This is a genomic window from Streptomyces sp. NPDC006339 (genome assembly GCF_040612775.1).
GTDB lineage: Bacteria > Actinomycetota > Actinomycetes > Streptomycetales > Streptomycetaceae > Streptomyces.
On record NZ_JBEXQW010000003.1, the window covers coordinates 253,446 to 272,991 of the forward strand.

A 19,546-nucleotide genomic window follows, 5' to 3' on the forward strand; every position below is an offset into this window, starting at 1 on the left:
CGGAAGCGTTCCGCCGACCCGCCCCTTCTCCGCCTCGCCGCTCGCCATGTCCTCATTGTGCGCCCGCCGCCGCGACCGCCACGAGCCGGTTTCCCCAGGTCCGAGCGGTTGTCAGTGGCGGGGTGCACGATGGGGGGCATGGTCAGGTCCGCGCTCGACTCGTTCTCCCCCGCGACCCGTAGCTGGTTCACCGGGGCCTTCACCGCGCCCACCGCCGCGCAGGAGGGCGCCTGGCGGGCCATCGGCGCGGGCTCGGACGTGCTCGTCGTCGCGCCGACCGGGTCCGGAAAGACGCTCGCCGCGTTCCTCGCCTCCCTCGACCGGCTGGCGGCCACTCCCCCGCCCGCCGACGCCAGGAAGCGCTGCCGGGTGCTGTACGTGTCGCCGCTGAAGGCACTCGCCGTGGACGTCGAGCGCAATCTGCGCTCCCCCCTGACCGGCATCCGCCAGGAGTCGGTCCGCCTCGGGCTGCCCGAGCCGGACGTGAAGGTGGGCATCCGCTCCGGCGACACCCCGCCCGCCGAGCGGCGGGCGCTCGCGACCCGGCCGCCGGACATCCTCATCACCACCCCCGAGTCGCTGTTCCTGATGCTCACCTCGGCCACGCGCGACGCGCTCGCGGGCATCGAGACCGTCATCCTCGACGAGGTGCACGCCGTCGCCGGTACGAAGCGGGGCGCCCATCTGGCCCTCTCCCTGGAGCGGCTCGACGAGCTGCTGCCGCGCCCGGCCCGCCGGATCGGCCTGTCGGCGACGGTGCGGCCGGTGGAGGAGGTCGCCCGCTATCTGTCGCCGCAGCGGAAGGTGGAGATCGTCCAGCCGCCGTCCGACAAGGAGTTCGACCTCTCCGTGGTCGTGCCGGTGGAGGACATGGGCGAGCTGGGGGGCTCCCCGGCCTCGGAGGGCACCGAGGGCGGTGACAAGCCGTCGATCTGGCCGCATGTGGAGGAGCGGATCGCCGACCTCGTGCAGGCGCACCGCTCCACGATCGTCTTCGCCAACTCCCGGCGCCTGGCCGAGCGGCTCTGCAACCGGCTCAACGAGATCGCGTACGAGCGGGCCACCGGCGAGGCCCTGCCCGAGGACGCCCCGCCCGCCGAGATCATGGCCCAGTCGGGGGCCGCGCAGGGCGCCCCGCCGCTGCTGGCCCGCGCGCACCACGGCTCGGTGTCCAAGGAGCAGCGCTCCCAGGTCGAGGAGGATCTGAAGGCGGGCCGGCTGCCCGCCGTCGTCGCCACCTCCAGCCTGGAGCTGGGCATCGACATGGGCGCGGTGGACCTGGTCGTGCAGGTGGAGTCGCCGCCGTCGGTCGCCTCCGGCCTCCAGCGCGTGGGCCGCGCGGGCCACCAAGTCGGCGCGGTGTCCACGGGTGTCGTGTTCCCGAAGTACCGGGGCGACCTCGTGCAGTCGGCCGTGGTGACCGAGCGGATGCGCAGCGGGTCCATCGAGTCGCTGCGGATTCCGGCGAATCCGCTGGACGTCCTCGCCCAGCAGTTGGTGGCGATGGTCGCCCTGGACAGTTGGCAGGTGGACGACCTGCTCGCGACGGTCCGCCGGGCGGCGCCGTTCGCCGCGCTGCCGGAGTCGGCCTTCACGGCGGTCCTGGACATGCTGGCCGGGCGCTATCCCTCCGACGCCTTCGCCGAGCTGCGCCCGCGTGTGGTGTGGGACCGGGTCGCCGGGACGGTCACGGGCCGGCCGGGCGCGCAGCGGCTCGCCGTCACCTCGGGCGGCACGATCCCCGACCGGGGCCTCTTCGGGGTGTTCCTGGCGGGCTCCGACCCGAAGAAGGGCGGCGGCCGGGTCGGCGAGCTGGACGAGGAGATGGTGTACGAGTCGCGGGTCGGCGACGTCTTCACGCTGGGCACCACGTCCTGGCGGATCGAGGACATCACCCGTGACCGGGTCCTGGTCTCGCCCGCGCCGGGCGTGCCGGGGCGGCTGCCGTTCTGGAAGGGCGACCAGCTCGGCCGCCCGCTCGAGCTGGGCCGCGCGCTCGGCGCGTTCCTGCGCGAGGTGGGCGCCCTGTCCCCCGAGGACGCCCGCCTCCGGCTGCTGGCCGCCGGTCTCGACGCCTGGGCGGCGGAGAACGTCATCGCGTATCTGGCCGAGCAGCGCGAGGCGTGCGGCCATGTGCCGGACGACCGGACGGTCCTGGTGGAGCGGTTCCGCGACGAGCTCGGCGACTGGCGGGTCGTCATCCACTCCCCGTTCGGCGCGCAGGTGCACGCCCCGTGGGCGCTGGCCCTGGGCGCCCGGCTCGCCGAGCGGTACGGCATGGACGCGCAGGTGATGCACGCCGACGACGGGATCGTGCTGCGGCTGCCGGACGCGGACCTGATGGGGCTCGACCTGCTCGACGACGTCCCCGGTGACACGGTGGACCCGGGCCGGTTCGCCGACACCACGTACGACAGCGATCAGGCGCCGGTCGGCGCGGCCGACGTCGCCTTCGACCAGGGCGAGATCGAGCGGATCGTCACCGACCAGGTCGGCGGCTCCGCCCTCTTCGCCTCCCGGTTCCGGGAGTGCGCGGCGCGCGCCCTGCTGCTGCCCAAGCGCAACCCCGGCAAGCGCACCCCGCTGTGGCAGCAGCGGCAGCGGGCCGCGCAGTTGCTCCAGGTGGCGAGCGAGTTCGGTTCCTTCCCGATCGTCCTGGAGGCCGTCCGCGAGTGCCTCCAGGACGTCTTCGACGTGCCGGGCCTGCGGGAGCTGATGGGGGACATCGAGTCCCGCCGGGTGCGGCTCGTGGAGGTCACGACGCCCGAGCCGTCCCCGTTCGCCCGCTCGCTGCTCTTCGGCTATGTGGCCCAGTTCCTGTACGAGGGCGATTCGCCGCTCGCCGAGCGGCGGGCGGCGGCGCTGTCCCTGGACTCCCGGCTGCTGGCGGAGCTGCTCGGGCAGGCGGAGCTGCGGGAGCTGCTCGACCCGGACGTGCTCGCCGAGCTGGAGCGGGAGCTGGGGTGGCTGACCGAGGACCGGCGGATCAAGGACGTGGAGGGCGTCGCCGACCTGCTGCGGGTCCTCGGACCACTGACCGACGAGGAGCTGGCCGCGCGGGGCGCCGAGGCCGGCTGGGCCGAGGAGCTGTCCCGGTCCCGGCGGGCGATCCGGGTGCGGATCGCGGGCCGCGACCACTGGGCGGCGATCGAGGACGCGGGCCGGTTGCGGGACGCGCTGGGCACGGCGCTGCCGGTGGGCGTCCCGGAGGCGTTCACGGAGCCGGTGAAGGACCCGCTGGGCGACCTGCTCGCCCGCTATGCCCGCACCCACGGCCCGTTCACCACCTCCGAGGCCGCGGCCCGCTTCGGCCTGGGCACCGCGGTCACCGACGGCGCCCTGCACCGGCTGGCCGGCGCCGGGCGGGTCGTGCAGGGCGAGTTCCACCCCTCCGGGATCGGCCAGGAGTGGTGCGACGCCGCCGTTCTGCGCCGGCTGCGCCGCCGGTCCCTCGCGGCTCTGCGGCACGAGCTGGAGCCGGTGCCGCCGGCCGCGCTCGCCACCTTCCTGCCCCAGTGGCAGCACCTGGGGAGCAACAGCCTGCGCGGGATCGACGGCCTGGCCCGGGCGATCGAGCAGCTCCAGGGCGCGCCGGTGCCGGCCTCGGCCCTGGAGAGGCTGATCCTGCCGTCGCGGGTGCGGGACTACTCCCCGGCGCTGCTCGACGAGCTGACGACGACGGGCGAGGTGGTCTGGGCGGGCGCCGGGGCACTGCCCGGCAAGGACGGCTGGATCTCGCTCTACCTGGCCGACGCGGCGCCGCTGCTCCTGCCGCCGGCGCATCCGCTGGAGCTCACCGGTCTCCACGAGTCCGTCCTGGCGATCCTCTCCGGAGGGTACGGGCTGTTCTTCCGTCAGATCGCCGACCAGGTGCGGGCCACGACCCACCCGGACGCGACGGATCCGCAGCTCGCGGACGCGCTGTGGGACCTGGCGTGGTCGGGGCGGCTCACCAACGACACCCTGGCCCCGCTGCGCTCCCTGCTCGGCTCGGGCCGCACGGCCGGCTCCACGGCGCACCGCGCCCGGCGCACAGTCCCGCGCGGCCGTTACGGGACGCTGAGCGCCGCCGCCCGCCCGGCGACCCGCTCGGGGCCGCCCACGGTCAGCGGTCGCTGGTCGCTGCTGCCGCCGCTGGAGCCGGAGCCCACCCACCGGGCGCACGCGCTGGCCCGCACGCTCCTGGACCGGCACGGGGTCGTCACCCGGGGCGCGGTGGCCGCCGAGGGCGTCGAGGGCGGTTTCTCGGCGACGTACCGGATCCTGTCCGCCTTCGAGGACAGCGGGCAGGCCCGCCGCGGCTATGTCGTGGAGGGCCTCGGCGCCGCGCAGTTCGCCATGGACGGAGCGGTGGACCGGCTGCGCGCGGCGGCGAACGCCCGGGACCGGGGCGCCGAGGAGGGTGCGGGCCCCCGGGCGGTGGTGCTGGCGGCGGCCGACCCGGCGAACGCGTACGGGGCGGCCCTGTCCTGGCCCGAGCCGCCGACGGGCGCCGGTCACAAGCCCGGCCGCAAGGCGGGTGCGCTGGTCGTCCTGGTGGACGGCGAGCTCACGCTCTACATGGAGCGGGGCGGCAAGACGCTGCTCTGCTGGTCCGCCGACCCGGACTCCCCGGCGCTGCGGGCGGCCGCGGAGGCCCTGGCGGCAGCGGCGTCGGCGGGCTCCCTGGGCACGGTCACGGTGGAGCGGATCAACGGGGCGACCGCCCTCACCTCCCCGCTCTCCCGCTCCCTGGAGGCCGCCGGCTTCCACGCCACCCCCCGCGGCCTCCGCCTCCGCGCCTGACGGCTGCCCGGCACGGGCCTCAAACCCCTGCCCGGCGCGCTCCGGGACGGCGCGCCCCCGCACGGGACGGCACCGCACGGCATCATGGCCCCATGCCCGAAGGAGACACCGTCTGGTACGAGGCCCACCGGCTCGACTCGGCGCTGGCCGGCCGGGTGCTGACGCGGTCCGATCTGCGGGTGCCCCGGTTCGCGACCGCCGATCTGACCGGGCGGCGGGTGCTCGACGTCACCCCGCGCGGGAAGCATCTGCTCGCCCGGATCGAGGGCGGGCTCACGCTGCACTCCCATCTGCGGATGGACGGGGCATGGCGGGTGTACGCCACCGGGGAGCGGCCGCGCGGAGGGCCCGCGCACCAGATCCGGGCGATTCTCGGGAACGAGGAGTTCACCGCGTACGGCTACCGCCTGCCGGTCCTGGAGCTGATCCGTACGGACGAGGAAGCAAAGGTGGTCGGCCATCTGGGGCCGGATCTCCTCGGTCCGGACTGGGATCCGGCGGAGGCCGTGCGTCGCCTCGGCGCGGACCCGTCCCGCACGCTCGGGGAGGCCCTGCTCGACCAGCGGAACCTGGCCGGCATCGGCAATGTCTACAAGTCGGAGCTGGCCTTCCTCGCCGCCGTCACGCCCTGGCTGCCGGTGGGCGAGCTCGCGCCGGGCGTCCCGGAGCGGCTGGTGGCCACGGCGCACCGGCTCCTGGAGGAGAACAAGCACCGTCCCGGGATGCGGACGACCGCGAGCCGCCGCCCCGGCGAGCGCCTGCACGTCTACGGCCGCGCGGGCCGCCCCTGTCCACGCTGCGGCACCGCGATCCGCAAGGCGGAGCTCGGCGACCGGGTGACGTACTGGTGCCCCGGCTGCCAGAAGGGCCCGCAGGGAGAACCCGCGCACTGACCCGCCCCTCGACGATCCCGTGGCACCCGCCTCGCACCCGCCCCACCGCCCGTGACGGCCGATGACGGACGGGCCGTCAGATCGGGTCGTACGGTCCGGGCTTGGCCCTCACCACGTACGACCTCACGCGGTCCTCCATCCGGCCGGTGACGCCTCGTCGTTCACGACGCGGCAGATCCTCCGCCCCAACGGCGGTGTGACGATGTCCTGGTGACGGCACGGCGGAGACCCGGGAACCGGAAATCCGGGAACCGGAGACCCGGGAGCCGTCCCGGCCCGTCACCGCGTCCCCGTCCCCGCCGCCGTGCCGAAGAGGCGGCCACGTGCACCGGCAAAAGGCTCAGCCCCCAACCGCCCGCGGCCACCGCCCCCTCGACCGGCCCGGCCTCCCCCGGCACCAGCAGCAGGCGCACCACCGCCCACCACCAGAGCCCACCGGCCGCCAGTCCGGCCGCGACCAGTATGAGCGTCACCAGCGGAACCCGTCGCCGTACCATGGCCGCCTCCTCCGGTCGACGCTAGACCGGCAGGATCACCCGGCGGCAGGGCGCACAAGAGGCAACCCCGGCGCACGGGACGCATATCGCCACGTCTTCCGCCACGGTCAGGCGCTCTCCGCCTGGAACATCCAGGCGTGCTTCTCGAGGTCGGCCGTGAGGCCGATCAGGATGTCCTGGGTGACCGGGTCCGGCTCCTCCGTCACGTCGATGCGCTCGCGCATCCGGGTCACCACCGCGGCCAGCGCGTCGACGAGGATCCGCACCGCGTCCGTGTCCTTGATCCAGCCCTCCGGCACGGTGCCGATCGCACTGCCGGACGCCACCGTGGCGGCGCGCCCGTCCGGATTGACGCCGATCGCGGAGGCACGTTCGGCCACCGTGTCGGAGTGGGTCCGGGCCGTGGCGACGACATCGTCGAGCTGGAGGTGGACGGAGCGGAAACGGGGACCGACCACGTTCCAGTGGACCTGCTTGGCCACCAGGGCGAGGTCGACCAGGTCGACCAGCGCCCCCTGCAGGGCGTTGCCGACCGTCTTCAGGTCGGCATCGGACAGGGAGCTCTTCACGACAGTCATGCGCACTCTCCACCTTCGGTCGTACGGTTCCCCCAACGATGTCACGCATCACCCGAATCCGGCATCTCAAACGCAATCAGGTGATGAGCGGACCAAAGGCCCACAGGGGGAAGGACCAACGCCCCGGCCGGAAAAGAGGAAAGCCCCGGTCGATGCCCTGACCAGGGCACCGACCGGGGCTTCACCCCGCTTCGTTCTCAGGCGGCGACGACGTCCACGGCCTCCGCGGGCGCCTTGATGGTCACCCGCTCGGTGGGCACACCGGCCACCGACGTCACCGACACCGAATTGAGCATCGGCCGGACCGGTGCTCGCACCGGTTCGCTCGCCGCCGCCGACTCGGCGAGTTCGGCGAGCGACAGTTCGTCACTCACTTCGCGCATGAGCTCGGACATCCGTACGTCCAGCGCGTCGCAGATCGCGGAGAGCAGTTCGGAGGAAGCCTCCTTCTGCCCCCGCTCCACCTCGGAGAGATAGCCGAGTGAGACTCGGGCGGACGAGGAGACTTCGCGCAGAGTACGGCCCTGGCGCTGGCGCTGCCGACGCAGCACGTCACCCAACAGGCGACGGAGCAGAATCATCGGTGGCTCCCTCCTCGGACCGCGTAGCCGCATCCTTCACGCCCCACCGTACCGCCTCGCGCCGCGGCCGTGCGGGGAGCGATGTCGTGTTCACTCATGGCTGCAAACATCAATCTCCCCCGTTCTGTTCCGTATCCTGTGCCCGCGCATTTTCCGAGTGTTCGTCGGCGAGCAGTTCCCTCAGCAATTCGAGCACGCTCCGTACACTCTCTCTACGGATTTCCGCTCGATCGCCGTTCAACCGCAGAGCGGCGACCTTCCCCGTGCCGGCGGCCCCGTCGGCCCCCGCCGGCGGCCCGGCGACGGCCACGTACACGGTCCCCACCGGCTGCCCGTCCTGCGGATCGGGACCCGCGACACCGGTCGTCGCGAGGCCCCAGTCGGCGCCCAGTCTGCCCCGCACACCGGCCGCCATCTGCAGGGCGACCTGCGGGTCCACGGCCCCGCGCTCAGCCAGCAGGGTCCCGTCGACGCCGAGCAGCCGCTCCTTGAGGGGCGTGGCGTAGGCCGTGACGGACCCGAGGAAGGACTTCGAGGCACCGGGTACCCCGGTGAGCTCCGCGGCCACCAGACCGCCCGTGAGGGACTCCGCGACGGCCAGCGTGTGACCACGCTCCGCGAGCAGCGCCAGCACCCGGGCGGCCTCGTTCATCGCGCGCCGGCCCCCGAACCCGTCTCGGCCGCCGCGGCCGCCCGCTCCTCCGCGAGCCCCCGGCGGCGCAGCACGACCGCCTGTCGCACATAGTCGAGTCCGGTGACGACCGTCAGCACGACGGCCACCGCCATCACCCAGAAGCGCAGGGTGGCGAGTGGACCGGTGAGCATCAGCACGTACATGCCCACCGCCGTGCCCTGCGCGAGGGTCTTCATCTTGCCGCCCCGGCTGGCCGGGATCACTCCGTGCCGGATCACCCAGAACCGCATCAGCGTGATCCCGAGCTCCCGGGCGAGGATCACCGCCGTGACCCACCACGGCAGGTCGCCGAGGGCGGACAGACAGATCAGGCCCGCCGCCATGATCGCCTTGTCGGCGATCGGGTCGGCGATCTTGCCGAAGTCGGTGACCAGGTTGTACGCCCTGGCCAGGTGCCCGTCGAAGATGTCCGTGATCATGGCCACGGCGAACGCGGCCCAGGCCCAGGCGCGCCAGGCGGGGTCGTGTCCGCCGTCCTGGAGCAGCAGCACCACGAAGCCGGGCACGAGCACGAGCCGGATCATGGTGAGGATGTTGGCGATGTTCCAGAGGCTGGCCTGATTGACGGCCGCCGCGCCCAGCTTGCCGCGCGGCGCCGGCCTTCCGGACCCGCCCGTCGCGGATGCCGGGACTCCGGTCATCTGCTCGCCTCCTCGGCCTCGGGGGCCTGGGGGTCGCTCCCCAGGGATGGGCGGCACTCGGCCACCAGGTCGACGCCTTCGGTGGCGACGGCCTCGGCCCTGACCATACGGCCCGGGGCGAGGTCGAGGCCCTCGGCCGAGTCGGCGGGGAGGAACACCTGGCCGTCGGTCTCGGGCGCCTGGTGGGCGGCCCGGCCGATCCAGCCGTCCTCCTCCTCGTCGAAGGACTCGACCAGTACCTCCAGGGTCTCGCCGATCCGCTCCTCCGCACGCTGGGCGGTGAGCTCCTCGGCGAGCCGGGACAGGTGGGCGAGGCGCTCGTCGACCACGTCCTGGGGCAGCTTGTGCTCGTACGTGGCGGCCTCGGTGCCGTCCTCGTCGGAGTAGCCGAAGACGCCGATGGCGTCGAGGCGGGCGTGGGTGACGAAGCGTTCCAGCTCGGCGAAGTCGGCCTCGGTCTCGCCGGGGAAGCCGACGATGAAGTTGGAGCGGGCGCCGGCGGTCGGGGCCTTGGAGCGGATGGTCTCCAGGAGCTCCAGGAAGCGGTCGGTGTCGCCGAAGCGGCGCATCGCCCGCAGCACGTCCGGCGCGCTGTGCTGGAAGGACAGGTCGAAGTAGGGGGCGACCTTCTCGACGGAGGTGAGCACGTCGATCAGGCCGGGGCGCATCTCGGCGGGCTGGAGGTAGCTGACCCGGACCCGCTCGATGCCGTCGACCGCCGCCAGCTCGGGCAGCAGGCTCTCCAGGAGGCGGATGTCGCCGAGGTCCTTGCCGTAGGAGGTGTTGTTCTCGGAGACCAGCATGATCTCCTTGACGCCCTGCTCGGCGAGCCAGCGCGTCTCGTTCAGCACGTCCGAGGGGCGGCGCGAGACGAAGGAGCCGCGGAAGGACGGGATGGCGCAGAAGGAGCAGCGCCGGTCGCAGCCGGAGGCCAGCTTCACGGAGGCGACGGGGCTGGTGTCCAGGCGGCGGCGCAGCGGCGCGCGCGGCCCGGAAGCGGGCGCGAGGCCCTCCGGCAGGTCGCTGGGCACGTCGGTGGGCGCCACGGGCGCCTGGACGGCCTCGGCGGCGTCGGCGGCCTCAGAGGCCCCGTCGCCGTGCCCGGGCAGCGCCACCGTGGCCGCGGCCTTCTGCCGCTCCACCGGGGACAGCGGCAGCAGCTTGCGGCGGTCGCGCGGGGTGTGCGCCTCGACGCTGCCACCGCTGAGGATGGTCTGGAGGCGGTTGGAGATGTCGGCGTAGTCGTCGAAGCCGAGCACGCCGTCGGCCTCGGGCAGGGCCTCGGCGAGCTCCTTGCCGTAGCGCTCGGCCATGCAGCCGACGGCGACGACGGCCTGGGTGCGGCCGTGGTCCTTCAGATCATTGGCTTCGAGGAGGGCGTCGACGGAGTCCTTCTTGGCGGCTTCGACGAAGCCGCAGGTGTTGACGACGGCGACGTCCGCTTCCTCGGCGTTCTCGACGAGCTCCCAGCCGTCCGCTGCCAAGCGGCCTGCGAGCTCCTCCGAGTCCACCTCGTTACGGGCGCAGCCGAGAGTGACAAGGGCGACGGTACGGCGTTCGGGCATGGACTCAAGACTACTTTGTCCCGGACGCACCTCCGTCGCGCAGGGTTCACCTGCGCGACGGTCGTCACATCCGGTGGCCGGGCCCCGGGGCGGGGCGTCGGCGGTCAGCCCGCCTGGGGGTCACCCTTGGTGTACGACAGGCGCTCGACCTGGCCGGCCTCGAAGGAGTCCTCGATCTTCTTCCCGTTGACGTAGAGCTCGATCGGCCCGGCGTTGCCGAGGATGAGATCGATGCGCTCGTCGTCCTGGAAGGTCTTGGACTCGCCCGCGAGGAGCAGCCCGTCGAAGAGCAGCTTGCCGTCGTGGGCCTTGGCCGAGATCCAGCTCTTGTCGTCGGTGGCGGTCAGCTTGACCGTGACCTTGTCCGCCGGGACCGCCGCGATGGCGCTCTCGGAGGGCACGGGCTTGGGGTCGGGCTTGACGGGCTTGGGCTTGGGGGCGGTGGTCTTGGTGACCGGTGCGGGCCCCTCCGCGACCGACTGGGGGCCCGCCTGCCCCGAGGTCCCGTTGAACATGGTGAAACCGACGAAGCCGACGACGGCCACGATCGCGGCGACCATGGCGGCGGTCCAGTTGGGGCGGCGGGGCTCGGGGCGGATGCGTTCCGCCTCGAAGAGGGGGGCGGCCGGGGTGGGCGCGGGCCGACCGCCGTGCGCGGCGTCGTACTGCTCGACCAGCGGTGCCGGATCGAGCCCCACGGCACGCGCGAGCGTGCGGACGTGGCCGCGGGCGTAGACGTCGCCGCCGCAGCGCGAGAAGTCGTCCTCCTCGATGGCGTGCACGATCGGGACGCGCACCCGGGTGGAGGCACTGACCTCTTCGACGGTGAGACCGGCGGCGACACGGGCCTGCTGGAGGGCGCGACCGATCGAATCCCGGTCATCTGCCGGGAAGTTCCGGTCGTCCTCGGGGGATTCGGGGGAGTTGCCGATGGACACGAGAGCGCCTTTCGAGCGTGTAGCCACCTGCTGGACGTTCAGTCTATGGGTGGTACGAAAGGGTGGGGCAACCGGGCGGGCGTCGTTTGTACGCCATGAGGCTGGGACATGGTGCTTTCCCTCCCTCCAACTTGACGTACGCCCAAGGGAAACGGTTGCCCACGTTCCCTTACGAGTGAGTCTCGGCCAGGTCTCGTTACGGCAGCCCTTGCTCCCGCCGCCCCTCAGGCCCCGTCCTCCCCCCGGATGACGGCGAGCACCGCGTCCAGTTCGTCCGGCTTGACCAGCACGTCCCGCGCCTTCGAACCCTCGCTCGGGCCGACGATGTTGCGGGACTCCATCAGGTCCATCAGCCGGCCGGCCTTCGCGAAGCCGACGCGCAGCTTGCGCTGGAGCATCGAGGTGGAGCCGAACTGGGTGGAGACGACCAGCTCGGCGGCCTGGCACAGCAGGTCGAGGTCGTCGCCGATCTCCTCGTCGATCTCCTTCTTCTGCTTGGTGCCGACGGTGACGTCGTCCCGGAAGACGGGCGCCATCTGATCCTTGCAGTGCTGGACGACGCCGGCGACCTCGTGCTCGGTGACGAAGGCGCCCTGCATGCGGATCGGCTTGTTCGCGCCCATCGGCAGGAACAGTCCGTCGCCCTTGCCGATCAGCTTCTCGGCGCCGGGCTGGTCGAGGATGACGCGGCTGTCGGCGAGCGAGGAGGTGGCGAAGGCGAGCCGGGAGGGCACGTTCGCCTTGATCAGGCCCGTGACGACGTCCACGGAGGGCCGCTGGGTGGCCAGCACCAGGTGGATGCCGGCCGCGCGGGCCAACTGGGTGATGCGCACGATCGCGTCCTCGACGTCCCTCGGCGCGACCATCATCAGGTCGGCGAGCTCGTCGACGATCACCAGCAGGTACGGGTACGGCTGGAGCTCGCGCTCGCTGCCCGGCGGCGGCTGCACCTTGCCGTCCCGGATCGCCTGGTTGAAGTCGTCGATGTGCCGGAAGCCGAACGCGGCCAGGTCGTCGTAGCGCAGGTCCATCTCGCGCACGACCCACTGCAGCGCCTCGGCGGCCCGCTTCGGGTTGGTGATGATCGGCGTGATCAGGTGCGGGATGCCCTCGTACGCGGTGAGCTCGACCCGCTTGGGGTCGACGAGGACCATCCGGACGTCCTCCGGGGTCGCTCTTATCATCACGGAGGTGATCAGGCAGTTGATGCACGAGGACTTGCCGGAGCCGGTGGCTCCGGCGACCAGGATGTGCGGCATCTTCGCCAGGTTGGCCATCACATAGCCGCCCTCGACGTCCTTGCCGAGCGCGACCAGCATCGGATGGTCGTCCTCCGCCGCCTCGGCCAGCCGCAGCACGTCGCCGAGCTTGACCATCTCGCGGTCGGTGTTCGGGATCTCGATGCCGACCGCGGACTTGCCCGGAATCGGCGAGATGATCCGCACGTCGGGGCTCGCCACCGCGTACGCGATGTTCTTGGTGAGCGCGGTGATCTTCTCGACCTTGACGGCCGGGCCGAGCTCCACCTCGTAGCGGGTGACCGTCGGACCGCGGGTGAAGCCGGTGACGGCCGCGTCGACCTTGAACTCCGCGAAGACGTTGGTGAGCGACTCGACGATGGCGTCGTTGGCGGCGCTGCGGGTCTTGCCCGGCCCGCCGCGCTCCAGCATGTCCATGGAGGGCAGGGCGTACGTGATGTCGCCGGAGAGCTGGAGCTGCTCGGCCCGCGCCGGCAGCTCGGTGGGCTCGGGCGCCGGCTTCGTCAGGTCGGGCACTCCCCCGGCGGGCCCGCCGCCCGGCCGCTCCTTGGCGGCGCCCCGCGCACCGGGCACCGGCGCGGGGGACGGGGACGGCGGGGCGGGCGCGGTGTCGGGGGCCGTGTCCGTGCCGGCCACGGCGGCGGCCCGCTCGGCGGTGATGTCCCGGGTCAGGTCGGCGACGACCGGGGACGGCGGCATGCCGTTGAGGACGGCTCCGTCGAGGGCGGCGGCCGCCGCGGCGGCCACGTCGACCGGGTCGAGGCCGCCGGTGTCGAAGGCGGACGCGGGCGGGGTACGGCGCCGGCGGCCGCGCCGCTCCAGGGCGGCGGCCTCCGCGGTGTCCGGGTCGTAGTCCTGGCCGGCGGCGGAGCCGCGGCGGCGGGCCGGGCGCACCGGCCGGGTCTCGCCGTCGCGCCAGTCGTCGCCGTACGCGTCGTGGCCGTACGGGTCGTGGCCGACGGCCTCGTCCGGCTCGTAGGCGGCCTCCACGAGGCCGAGGCGGGCGCCGAGGGCGCGCAGCCGCTGCGGGATGGCGTTGACGGGGGTGGCGGTGACGACGAGCAGACCGAAGATCGTGAGCAGCACCAGCATCGGCACCGCGAGGACCTCGCCCATCATGAAGACGAGGGGCTGGGACGCGGCCCAGCCGATGAGCCCGCCCGCGTCCTGCATGGCCTCGGTGCCGTCGCCGCGGCCGGGCGAGCCGCACGCGATGTGGACCTGCCCGAGGACGCCGATGACCAGCGCGGACAGGCCGATGACGATCCGGCCGTTGGCCTCCGGCTTCTCCGGATAGAGGATCAGCCGCACGCCGATCGCGCCGACCAGCAGCGGGACGAGCACGTCGAGCCGCCCGAAGGCGCCGGTGACCAGCATCTCGACCAGGTCGCCGACGGGCCCGCGCAGATTCGACCAGGTCCCGGCGGCGACGATCAGGGCGACACCGAGCAGCAGCAGGGCGAGTCCGTCCTTGCGGTGGGCCGGGTCGAGGCCCTTCGCGCCGCGCCCTATCCCCCGGAACACCGCGCCCACCCCGTGGGCCAGGCCGAGCCAGACGCCGCGCACCAGCCGGTAGACGCCCCCGGTCGGGGACGGCGCCGGGCGGGGCGCGGCCTTCTTCGCCGCGGTCTTGCGCGCGGGGGCGCGCTTGGCGGGCGCGGCCTTCTTGGCCGGCGCCTTCTTCGCGGGAGGCTTGGCGGGGGACTTCGCGGCCGCCGCCTTCTTCGCGGTGCCGGTCGTACGGCCGGCGCGCGGCTTCGCGGTGCCCGCCGTGCCCTGGGAACCCTTGCCGGACGTACGTGAGGCCATGATGCTGAGGTTACCGGTGTACACCGCCGTGGAGACAGCTCACCCGTTCGTGTCGCTCGTACGACAGCACGGAACTGACACCCGCTCACGGCCGGCGCCGACCGGGTGACCGCGCGTCAGCTCCCGCCGGCTCCGGCTCGGTCAGCTCCGGCTCCGGTCAGCTCCGGCTCCGGCCGGCCCCGGCTCCCGTCGGCTCCGGCTCGTCAGCTCTGCGAGGGCAGGGACGGCGTGGCGCCCGTGCCGGGCTCCAGCGCGTCGAGGGCACGGCGCAGTCCGGTGAGCTTGCGCTCCAGATGCGCGGCGGTGGCGACGGCGGCCGCGTCGGCGGAGTCGTCGTCGAGCTGCTTCGACAGCGCCTCCGCCTGCTCCTCGACCGCGGCGAGGCGGGCGGACAGCTCGGCGAGCAGGCCCGCCGACTGGCTGCCCTGGCCGCCGTTCGCCCCGCCCTCGAGCTGAAGGCGCAGCAGCGCGGCCTGCTCGCGGAGCTGGCAGTTCTTCATGTACAGATCGACGAAGACCGACACCTTGGCGCGCAGCACCCACGGGTCGAAGGGCTTGGAGATGTAGTCGACCGCGCCCGCCGCGTACCCCCGGAAGGTGTGGTGGGGGCCGTGGTTGATGGCGGTCAGGAAGATGATCGGGATGTCCCGGGTCCGCTCCCGCCGCTTGATGTGCGCGGCCGTCTCGAATCCGTCCATGCCGGGCATCTGGACGTCCAGCAGGATGACCGCGAAGTCGTCGGTCAGCAGCGCCTTGAGCGCTTCCTCCCCGGACGATGCCCGCACCAGCGTCTGATCGAGCGCGGAGAGAATGGCCTCCAGCGCCAGCAGATTCTCCGGCCGGTCATCGACCAGGAGGATCTTGGCCTTCTGCACCATGCCCCGTCCTCCTCGCCCCGGCACTGGCTCCCTCAGGCTCTGCGAGCCGGGGGAAGCACCGGGCGCCGCCCCAGAAGACGACTCCCATGCGCCGTCCGTCCTTGTGCCGGTCATCGTAGCCGCACCCCGCCCGTCACCACACCCTGTCACCGCATTGTCACAGAGCACGCACTCACGTGCCCGTACGTCGAACGCGGCGGGAGACCAGAAGGTTCCCCGTCCGGCGGACTCTCACACCCGGATGGCGACGGTCCGCCGGACGGCGTTCCCCTTACGGGGCGGGAGGGCGGCCCCGTCAGCGGCCCTCGCCCCGCATCCACTGCTCCATCACCGTCAGCAGGTGATCGGGGTCGACCGGCTTGGTGACGTAGTCGGAGGCCCCGCACTCGATGGCCTTCTCCCGGTCGCCCTTCATCGCCTTGGCCGTCAGCGCGACGATCGGCAGCCCCGCGAACTGCGGCATCCGCCGGATCGCGCTGGTCGTCGCGTACCCGTCCATCTCCGGCATCATGATGTCCATCAGCACCACCGACACGTCGTCGTGCTGCTCCAGGACCTCGATGCCCTCCCGGCCGTTCTCCGCGTACAGGACCGCCAGGCCGTGCTGTTCGAGCACGCTGGTGAGCGCGAACACATTGCGGATGTCGTCGTCGACGATGAGCACCTTCTCGCCCGCGAACGAGAACGTCGGGCGCGGATCGGGCTCCGGCCGCTCCTCGGCCGCGCCCTGCCCGTCCTTGGCGGGCTGCCCGGGCACCTGGGCGCGCTGCTCCACCGCCTTGCGGCGGTGCCGGAACAGCGCACCGGCACCGGACCGGGCCTCGGAGCGCACCGGTGCGGGTGCGAAGTGCACCAGCCCCTCGGCGATCTCGTGCTCCTGGCCGTGGCGGTCCTCCGGGTCCTGCTGCTCGCCGCCCTGCCCCGAGGGCGCGGGCTCGATGGGGCTCAGCGGCAGGTACAGGGTGAAGGTCGAGCCGCGGCCCGGCTCGCTCGCCGCGTAGATCTCGCCGCCGAGCAGACGCGCGATCTCCCGGCTGATCGACAGGCCCAGGCCCGTACCGCCGTACTTGCGGCTGGTGGTGCCGTCGGCCTGCTTGAACGCCTCGAAGATCACCCGCATCTTGCCGGCCGCGATGCCGATGCCGGTGTCGGTCACCGAGAACGCGATCATCTCGGCCGCCGGGTCGCGCAGCGTCCCGGCCTCCAGGAGCTGCTCCCGGATCGACTGCGGCACGTCGGCGCCCGCCGGCCGGATCACCAGCTCCACCGCGCCGGTGTCGGTGAACTTCACCGCGTTCGACAGCAGGTTCCGCAGCACCTGGAGCAGCCGCTGCTCGTCGGTGTGCAGCGTGGCCGGCAGCTCGGGCGAGACCCGCACCGAGAAGTCGAGCCCCTTCTCCGCGGTCAGCGGCCGGAAGGTGGCCTCCACGTAGTCGACCAACTGCACCAGCGCGATCCGGGTCGGCGAGACGTCCATCTTGCCCGCCTCGACCTTCGACAGGTCCAGGATGTCGTTGATGAGCTGGAGCAGGTCGGACCCGGCGCCGTGGATGGTCTCCGCGAACTCGACCTGCTTGGGCGTCAGGTTCGCGTCGGCGTTGTCGGCGAGCAACTTGGCCAGGATCAGCAGCGAGTTGAGCGGGGTGCGCAGCTCGTGCGACATGTTGGCCAGGAACTCGGACTTGTAGCGCATGGAGACCGCGAGCTGTTCGGCGCGCTCCTCCAGAACCTGCCGGGCCTCCTCGATCTCGGTGTTCTTCACCTCGATGTCCCGGTTCTGACGGGCGAGCAGCTCCGCCTTCTCCTCCAGTTCGGCGTTGGAGTTCTGCAGCTCCTTCTGCCGGTGCTCCAGCTCCGCCGAACGCTCCCGCAACTGCTCGGTGAGCTCCTGCGACTGCTGGAGCAGCACCTCGGTACGGGTGTTGACGCTGATGGTGTTGACCGTGGTCGCGATCAGCTCGGCGATCTGGTTGAGGAAGTCCCGCTGGATCTGCGTGAACGGCTGGAAGGAGGCCAGCTCGATCACCCCGAGGACACGGCCCTCGAACAGCACCGGCAGCACGATCACATGGGCCGGCGCGGCCTCCCCGAGGCCGGAGGAGATCTTCAGGTAGCCCGGCGGCACGTTGACCTGGATGGTCCGCTTCTCCTCCGCGGCCGTCCCGATGAGCGTCTCGCCCGGCCGGAACGAGGTCGGCATGGAACCGGCGGAGTAGCCGTAACTGCCGCGCATCCGCAGCTCGTACGAGCCCTCGCCCTCGCCCAGCGGTTCGCCGTCGCCGCCTCCGGCACCGGTCGGCATCGCCACGAAGAAGGCGCCGTGCTGCGCGGAGACCACCGGCGTCAGCTCGCTCATGATCAGCGAGGCCACGTCGTCGAGGTCCCGCCTGCCCTGCATCAGACCGGAGATGCGGGCCAGGTTGCCCTTCAGCCAGTCCTGCTCCTCGTTGGCGAGGGTGGTGTCCCGCAGGTTGGCGATCATCGTGTTGATGTTCTCCTGGAGGGCCTGGATCTCGCCCGCCGCGTCGACACCGTCGATCTTCAGGTTGAGATCGCCGCGCGTCACCGCCGTGGCGACGGCCGCGATCGCGCGCACCTGACGGGTCAGGTTCCCGGCCATCTCGTTCACCGACTCGGTCAGGTCCCGCCAGGTGCCGTCCACGTCCCGCACCCGCGCCTGACCGCCGAGCTGTCCGTCCGTGCCCACCTCGCGGGCCACGCGCGTGACCTCCTCCGCGAAGTTCGAGAGCTGGTCGACCATCGTGTTGATGGTGCTCTTGAGCTCCTGGATCTCGCCCCGGGCGTCGATGTCGATCTTCTTCGTGAGGTCGCCCTTGGCGATGGCCGTCGTGACGGCCGCGATCTGCCGCACCTGACCGGTCAGGTTGTCGGCCATGCCGTTCACCGAGTCGGTCAGGTCCTTCCAGGTGCCCGAGACGCCCGGTACCCGCGCCTGGCCGCCCAGGATGCCGTCGGTGCCCACCTCGCGCGCCACGCGCGTGACCTCGTCGGCGAACGACGACAGCGTCGTCACCATCGTGTTGACGGTGTCGGCGAGCTCGGCGACCTCGCCGCGCGCCTCGACGGTGACCTTCTTCGTCAGATCGCCGTTGGCGACCGCCGCCGACACCCGGGAGATGTTCCGCACCTGACTCGTCAGGTTGTTGGCCATCAGGTTGACGTTGTCGCTCAGGTCCTTCCAGATGCCGGTCACCCCGCGCACCCGGGCCTGACCGCCGAGGATGCCCTCGGTGCCCACCTCGCGGGCCACCCGCGTCACCTCGTCGGCGAAGTTCGAGAGCTGGTCGACCATCGTGTTGACGGTCGTCACCAGCTCCAGGATCTCGCCCTTGGCGTCGACGGTGATCTTCTTCGACAGATCGCCGCGCGCCACCGCCGTGGTGACCTCGGCGATGTTGCGGACCTGGAAGGTCAGGTTGTTCGCCATCGAGTTCACGGACTGGGTCAGGTCCTTCCAGGTGCCGGAGACCCCCTGCACCTCGGCCTGACCGCCCAGGATGCCCTCCGTGCCCACCTCGCGGGCCACCCGCGTCACCTGGTCCGCGAAGCTGGACAACTGGTCCACCATCGTGTTGAGGGTGTTCTTCAGCTCCAGGATCTCGCCGCGCGCGTCCACGTCGATCTTCTGCGACAGGTCACCCCGCGCCACCGCGGTCGCGACCTGCGCGATGTTGCGCACCTGCGCCGTCAGGTTCCCGGCCATGCCGTTCACCGAGTCGGTCAGGTCCCGCCACACACCGGCCACGCCCGGCACCTGCGCCTGACCGCCGAGCCGCCCGTCCGTGCCCACCTCACGGGCCACCCGCGTCACCTGGTCGGCGAACGCGGACAACTGGTCCACCATCGTGTTGATGGTGTTCTTCAGCTCCAGGATCTCGCCGCGCGCGTCCACGTCGATCTTCTGCGACAGGTCACCGCGCGCCACGGCCGTCGTCACCTGAGCGATCTGCCGCACCTGCGAGGTGAGGTTGCCGGCCATGAAGTTCACCGAGTCGGTGAGCTCACGCCACCGCCCGGACACGCCGTCCACCCGGGCCTGACCGCCGAGCCGGCCCTCCGTGCCCACGTCCCGGGCCATCCGCGTCACCTGGTCGGCGAACGACGAGAGCTGCGACACCATCGTGTTGACGGTGTTCTTCAGCTCCAGCATCTCGCCGGCCACGTCCACCGTGACCTTCTGCGACAGATCACCATTGGCGACCGCCGTCGTCACCTGCGCGATGTCCCGCACCTGGCCGGTGAGGTTGCGGAACGCCGTGTTCACCGAGTCGGTGAGGTCCTTCCACGTACCCGCCGCACCCGGCACCTCGGCCTGACCACCGAGCAGACCCTCGACGCCGACCTCCCGCGCCACCCGGGTCACCTCGGAGCCGAACGCCGAGAGCTGGTCGACCATCGTGTTGACGG

12 protein-coding genes are annotated in these 19,546 nt (G+C 72.3%); 2 read left to right on the plus strand and 10 right to left on the minus strand.

The genetic code is table 11. From position 1 onward, the window contains the following. The first annotated feature begins 138 nt into the window (after positions 1-138). Together ABZ135_RS03920 and ABZ135_RS03925 are read left to right on the plus strand one after the other, a co-directional pair. Positions 139-4,785, plus strand: coding sequence for a DEAD/DEAH box helicase (locus ABZ135_RS03920; RefSeq protein WP_356691440.1), 4,647 nt, complete (start codon positions 139-141; stop codon positions 4,783-4,785). Positions 4,786-4,877: 92 nt separating this feature from the next. Beyond that, on the plus strand, positions 4,878-5,678 hold the full coding sequence (locus ABZ135_RS03925) for a DNA-formamidopyrimidine glycosylase family protein (protein WP_356691442.1): 801 nt from the start codon (positions 4,878-4,880) through the stop codon (positions 5,676-5,678). Between the two features lie 161 nt (positions 5,679-5,839). Here ABZ135_RS03925 and ABZ135_RS03930 read toward each other — a convergent pair whose 3' ends face one another. The 10 genes from ABZ135_RS03930 to ABZ135_RS03975 all read right to left on the minus strand — a co-directional run. After that, positions 5,840-6,175, minus strand: coding sequence for a hypothetical protein (locus ABZ135_RS03930; protein WP_356691444.1), 336 nt, complete (start codon positions 6,173-6,175; stop codon positions 5,840-5,842). Positions 6,176-6,282: 107 nt separating this feature from the next. After that, positions 6,283-6,753 carry a DNA starvation/stationary phase protection protein gene (locus tag ABZ135_RS03935; RefSeq protein ID WP_356691446.1) on the minus strand — a complete coding sequence of 157 codons (471 nt, stop codon included), beginning with the start codon at positions 6,751-6,753 and terminating at the stop codon, positions 6,283-6,285. Positions 6,754-6,950: 197 nt separating this feature from the next. After that, positions 6,951-7,334: a helix-turn-helix transcriptional regulator gene (locus ABZ135_RS03940; RefSeq protein ID WP_356691448.1), complete on the minus strand. Its 384-nt coding sequence runs from the start codon at positions 7,332-7,334 to the stop codon at positions 6,951-6,953. Between the two features lie 109 nt (positions 7,335-7,443). Then, on the minus strand, positions 7,444-7,986 hold the full coding sequence (locus ABZ135_RS03945; protein ID WP_356691449.1) for a CinA family protein: 543 nt from the start codon (positions 7,984-7,986) through the stop codon (positions 7,444-7,446). Next, positions 7,983-8,669, minus strand: a complete 687-nt coding sequence (gene pgsA / locus ABZ135_RS03950; protein ID WP_356691451.1) for a CDP-diacylglycerol--glycerol-3-phosphate 3-phosphatidyltransferase — start codon at positions 8,667-8,669, stop codon at positions 7,983-7,985. Before pgsA ends, ABZ135_RS03945 begins: the two co-directional genes overlap by 4 nt. Then, the gene (gene rimO / locus ABZ135_RS03955; protein ID WP_356691452.1) at positions 8,666-10,234 is read right to left on the minus strand and encodes a 30S ribosomal protein S12 methylthiotransferase RimO; all 1,569 of its coding nucleotides are present in this window, start codon (positions 10,232-10,234) and stop codon (positions 8,666-8,668) included. Before rimO ends, pgsA begins: the two co-directional genes overlap by 4 nt. A 104-nt stretch (positions 10,235-10,338) precedes the next feature. Continuing rightward, positions 10,339-11,172 carry a helix-turn-helix domain-containing protein gene (locus ABZ135_RS03960; protein ID WP_356691453.1) on the minus strand — a complete coding sequence of 278 codons (834 nt, stop codon included), beginning with the start codon at positions 11,170-11,172 and terminating at the stop codon, positions 10,339-10,341. Between the two features lie 224 nt (positions 11,173-11,396). Next, complete coding sequence (locus tag ABZ135_RS03965) at positions 11,397-14,240, minus strand: DNA translocase FtsK (protein ID WP_356691455.1); 2,844 nt, start codon at positions 14,238-14,240, stop codon at positions 11,397-11,399. Between the two features lie 203 nt (positions 14,241-14,443). Beyond that, complete coding sequence (locus ABZ135_RS03970) at positions 14,444-15,118, minus strand: response regulator (RefSeq protein ID WP_356691457.1); 675 nt, start codon at positions 15,116-15,118, stop codon at positions 14,444-14,446. Between the two features lie 295 nt (positions 15,119-15,413). After that, positions 15,414-19,546, minus strand: a 4,133-nt coding sequence (locus ABZ135_RS03975; protein ID WP_356691459.1) for a HAMP domain-containing protein, incomplete at its 5' end; no start/stop codon positions are given.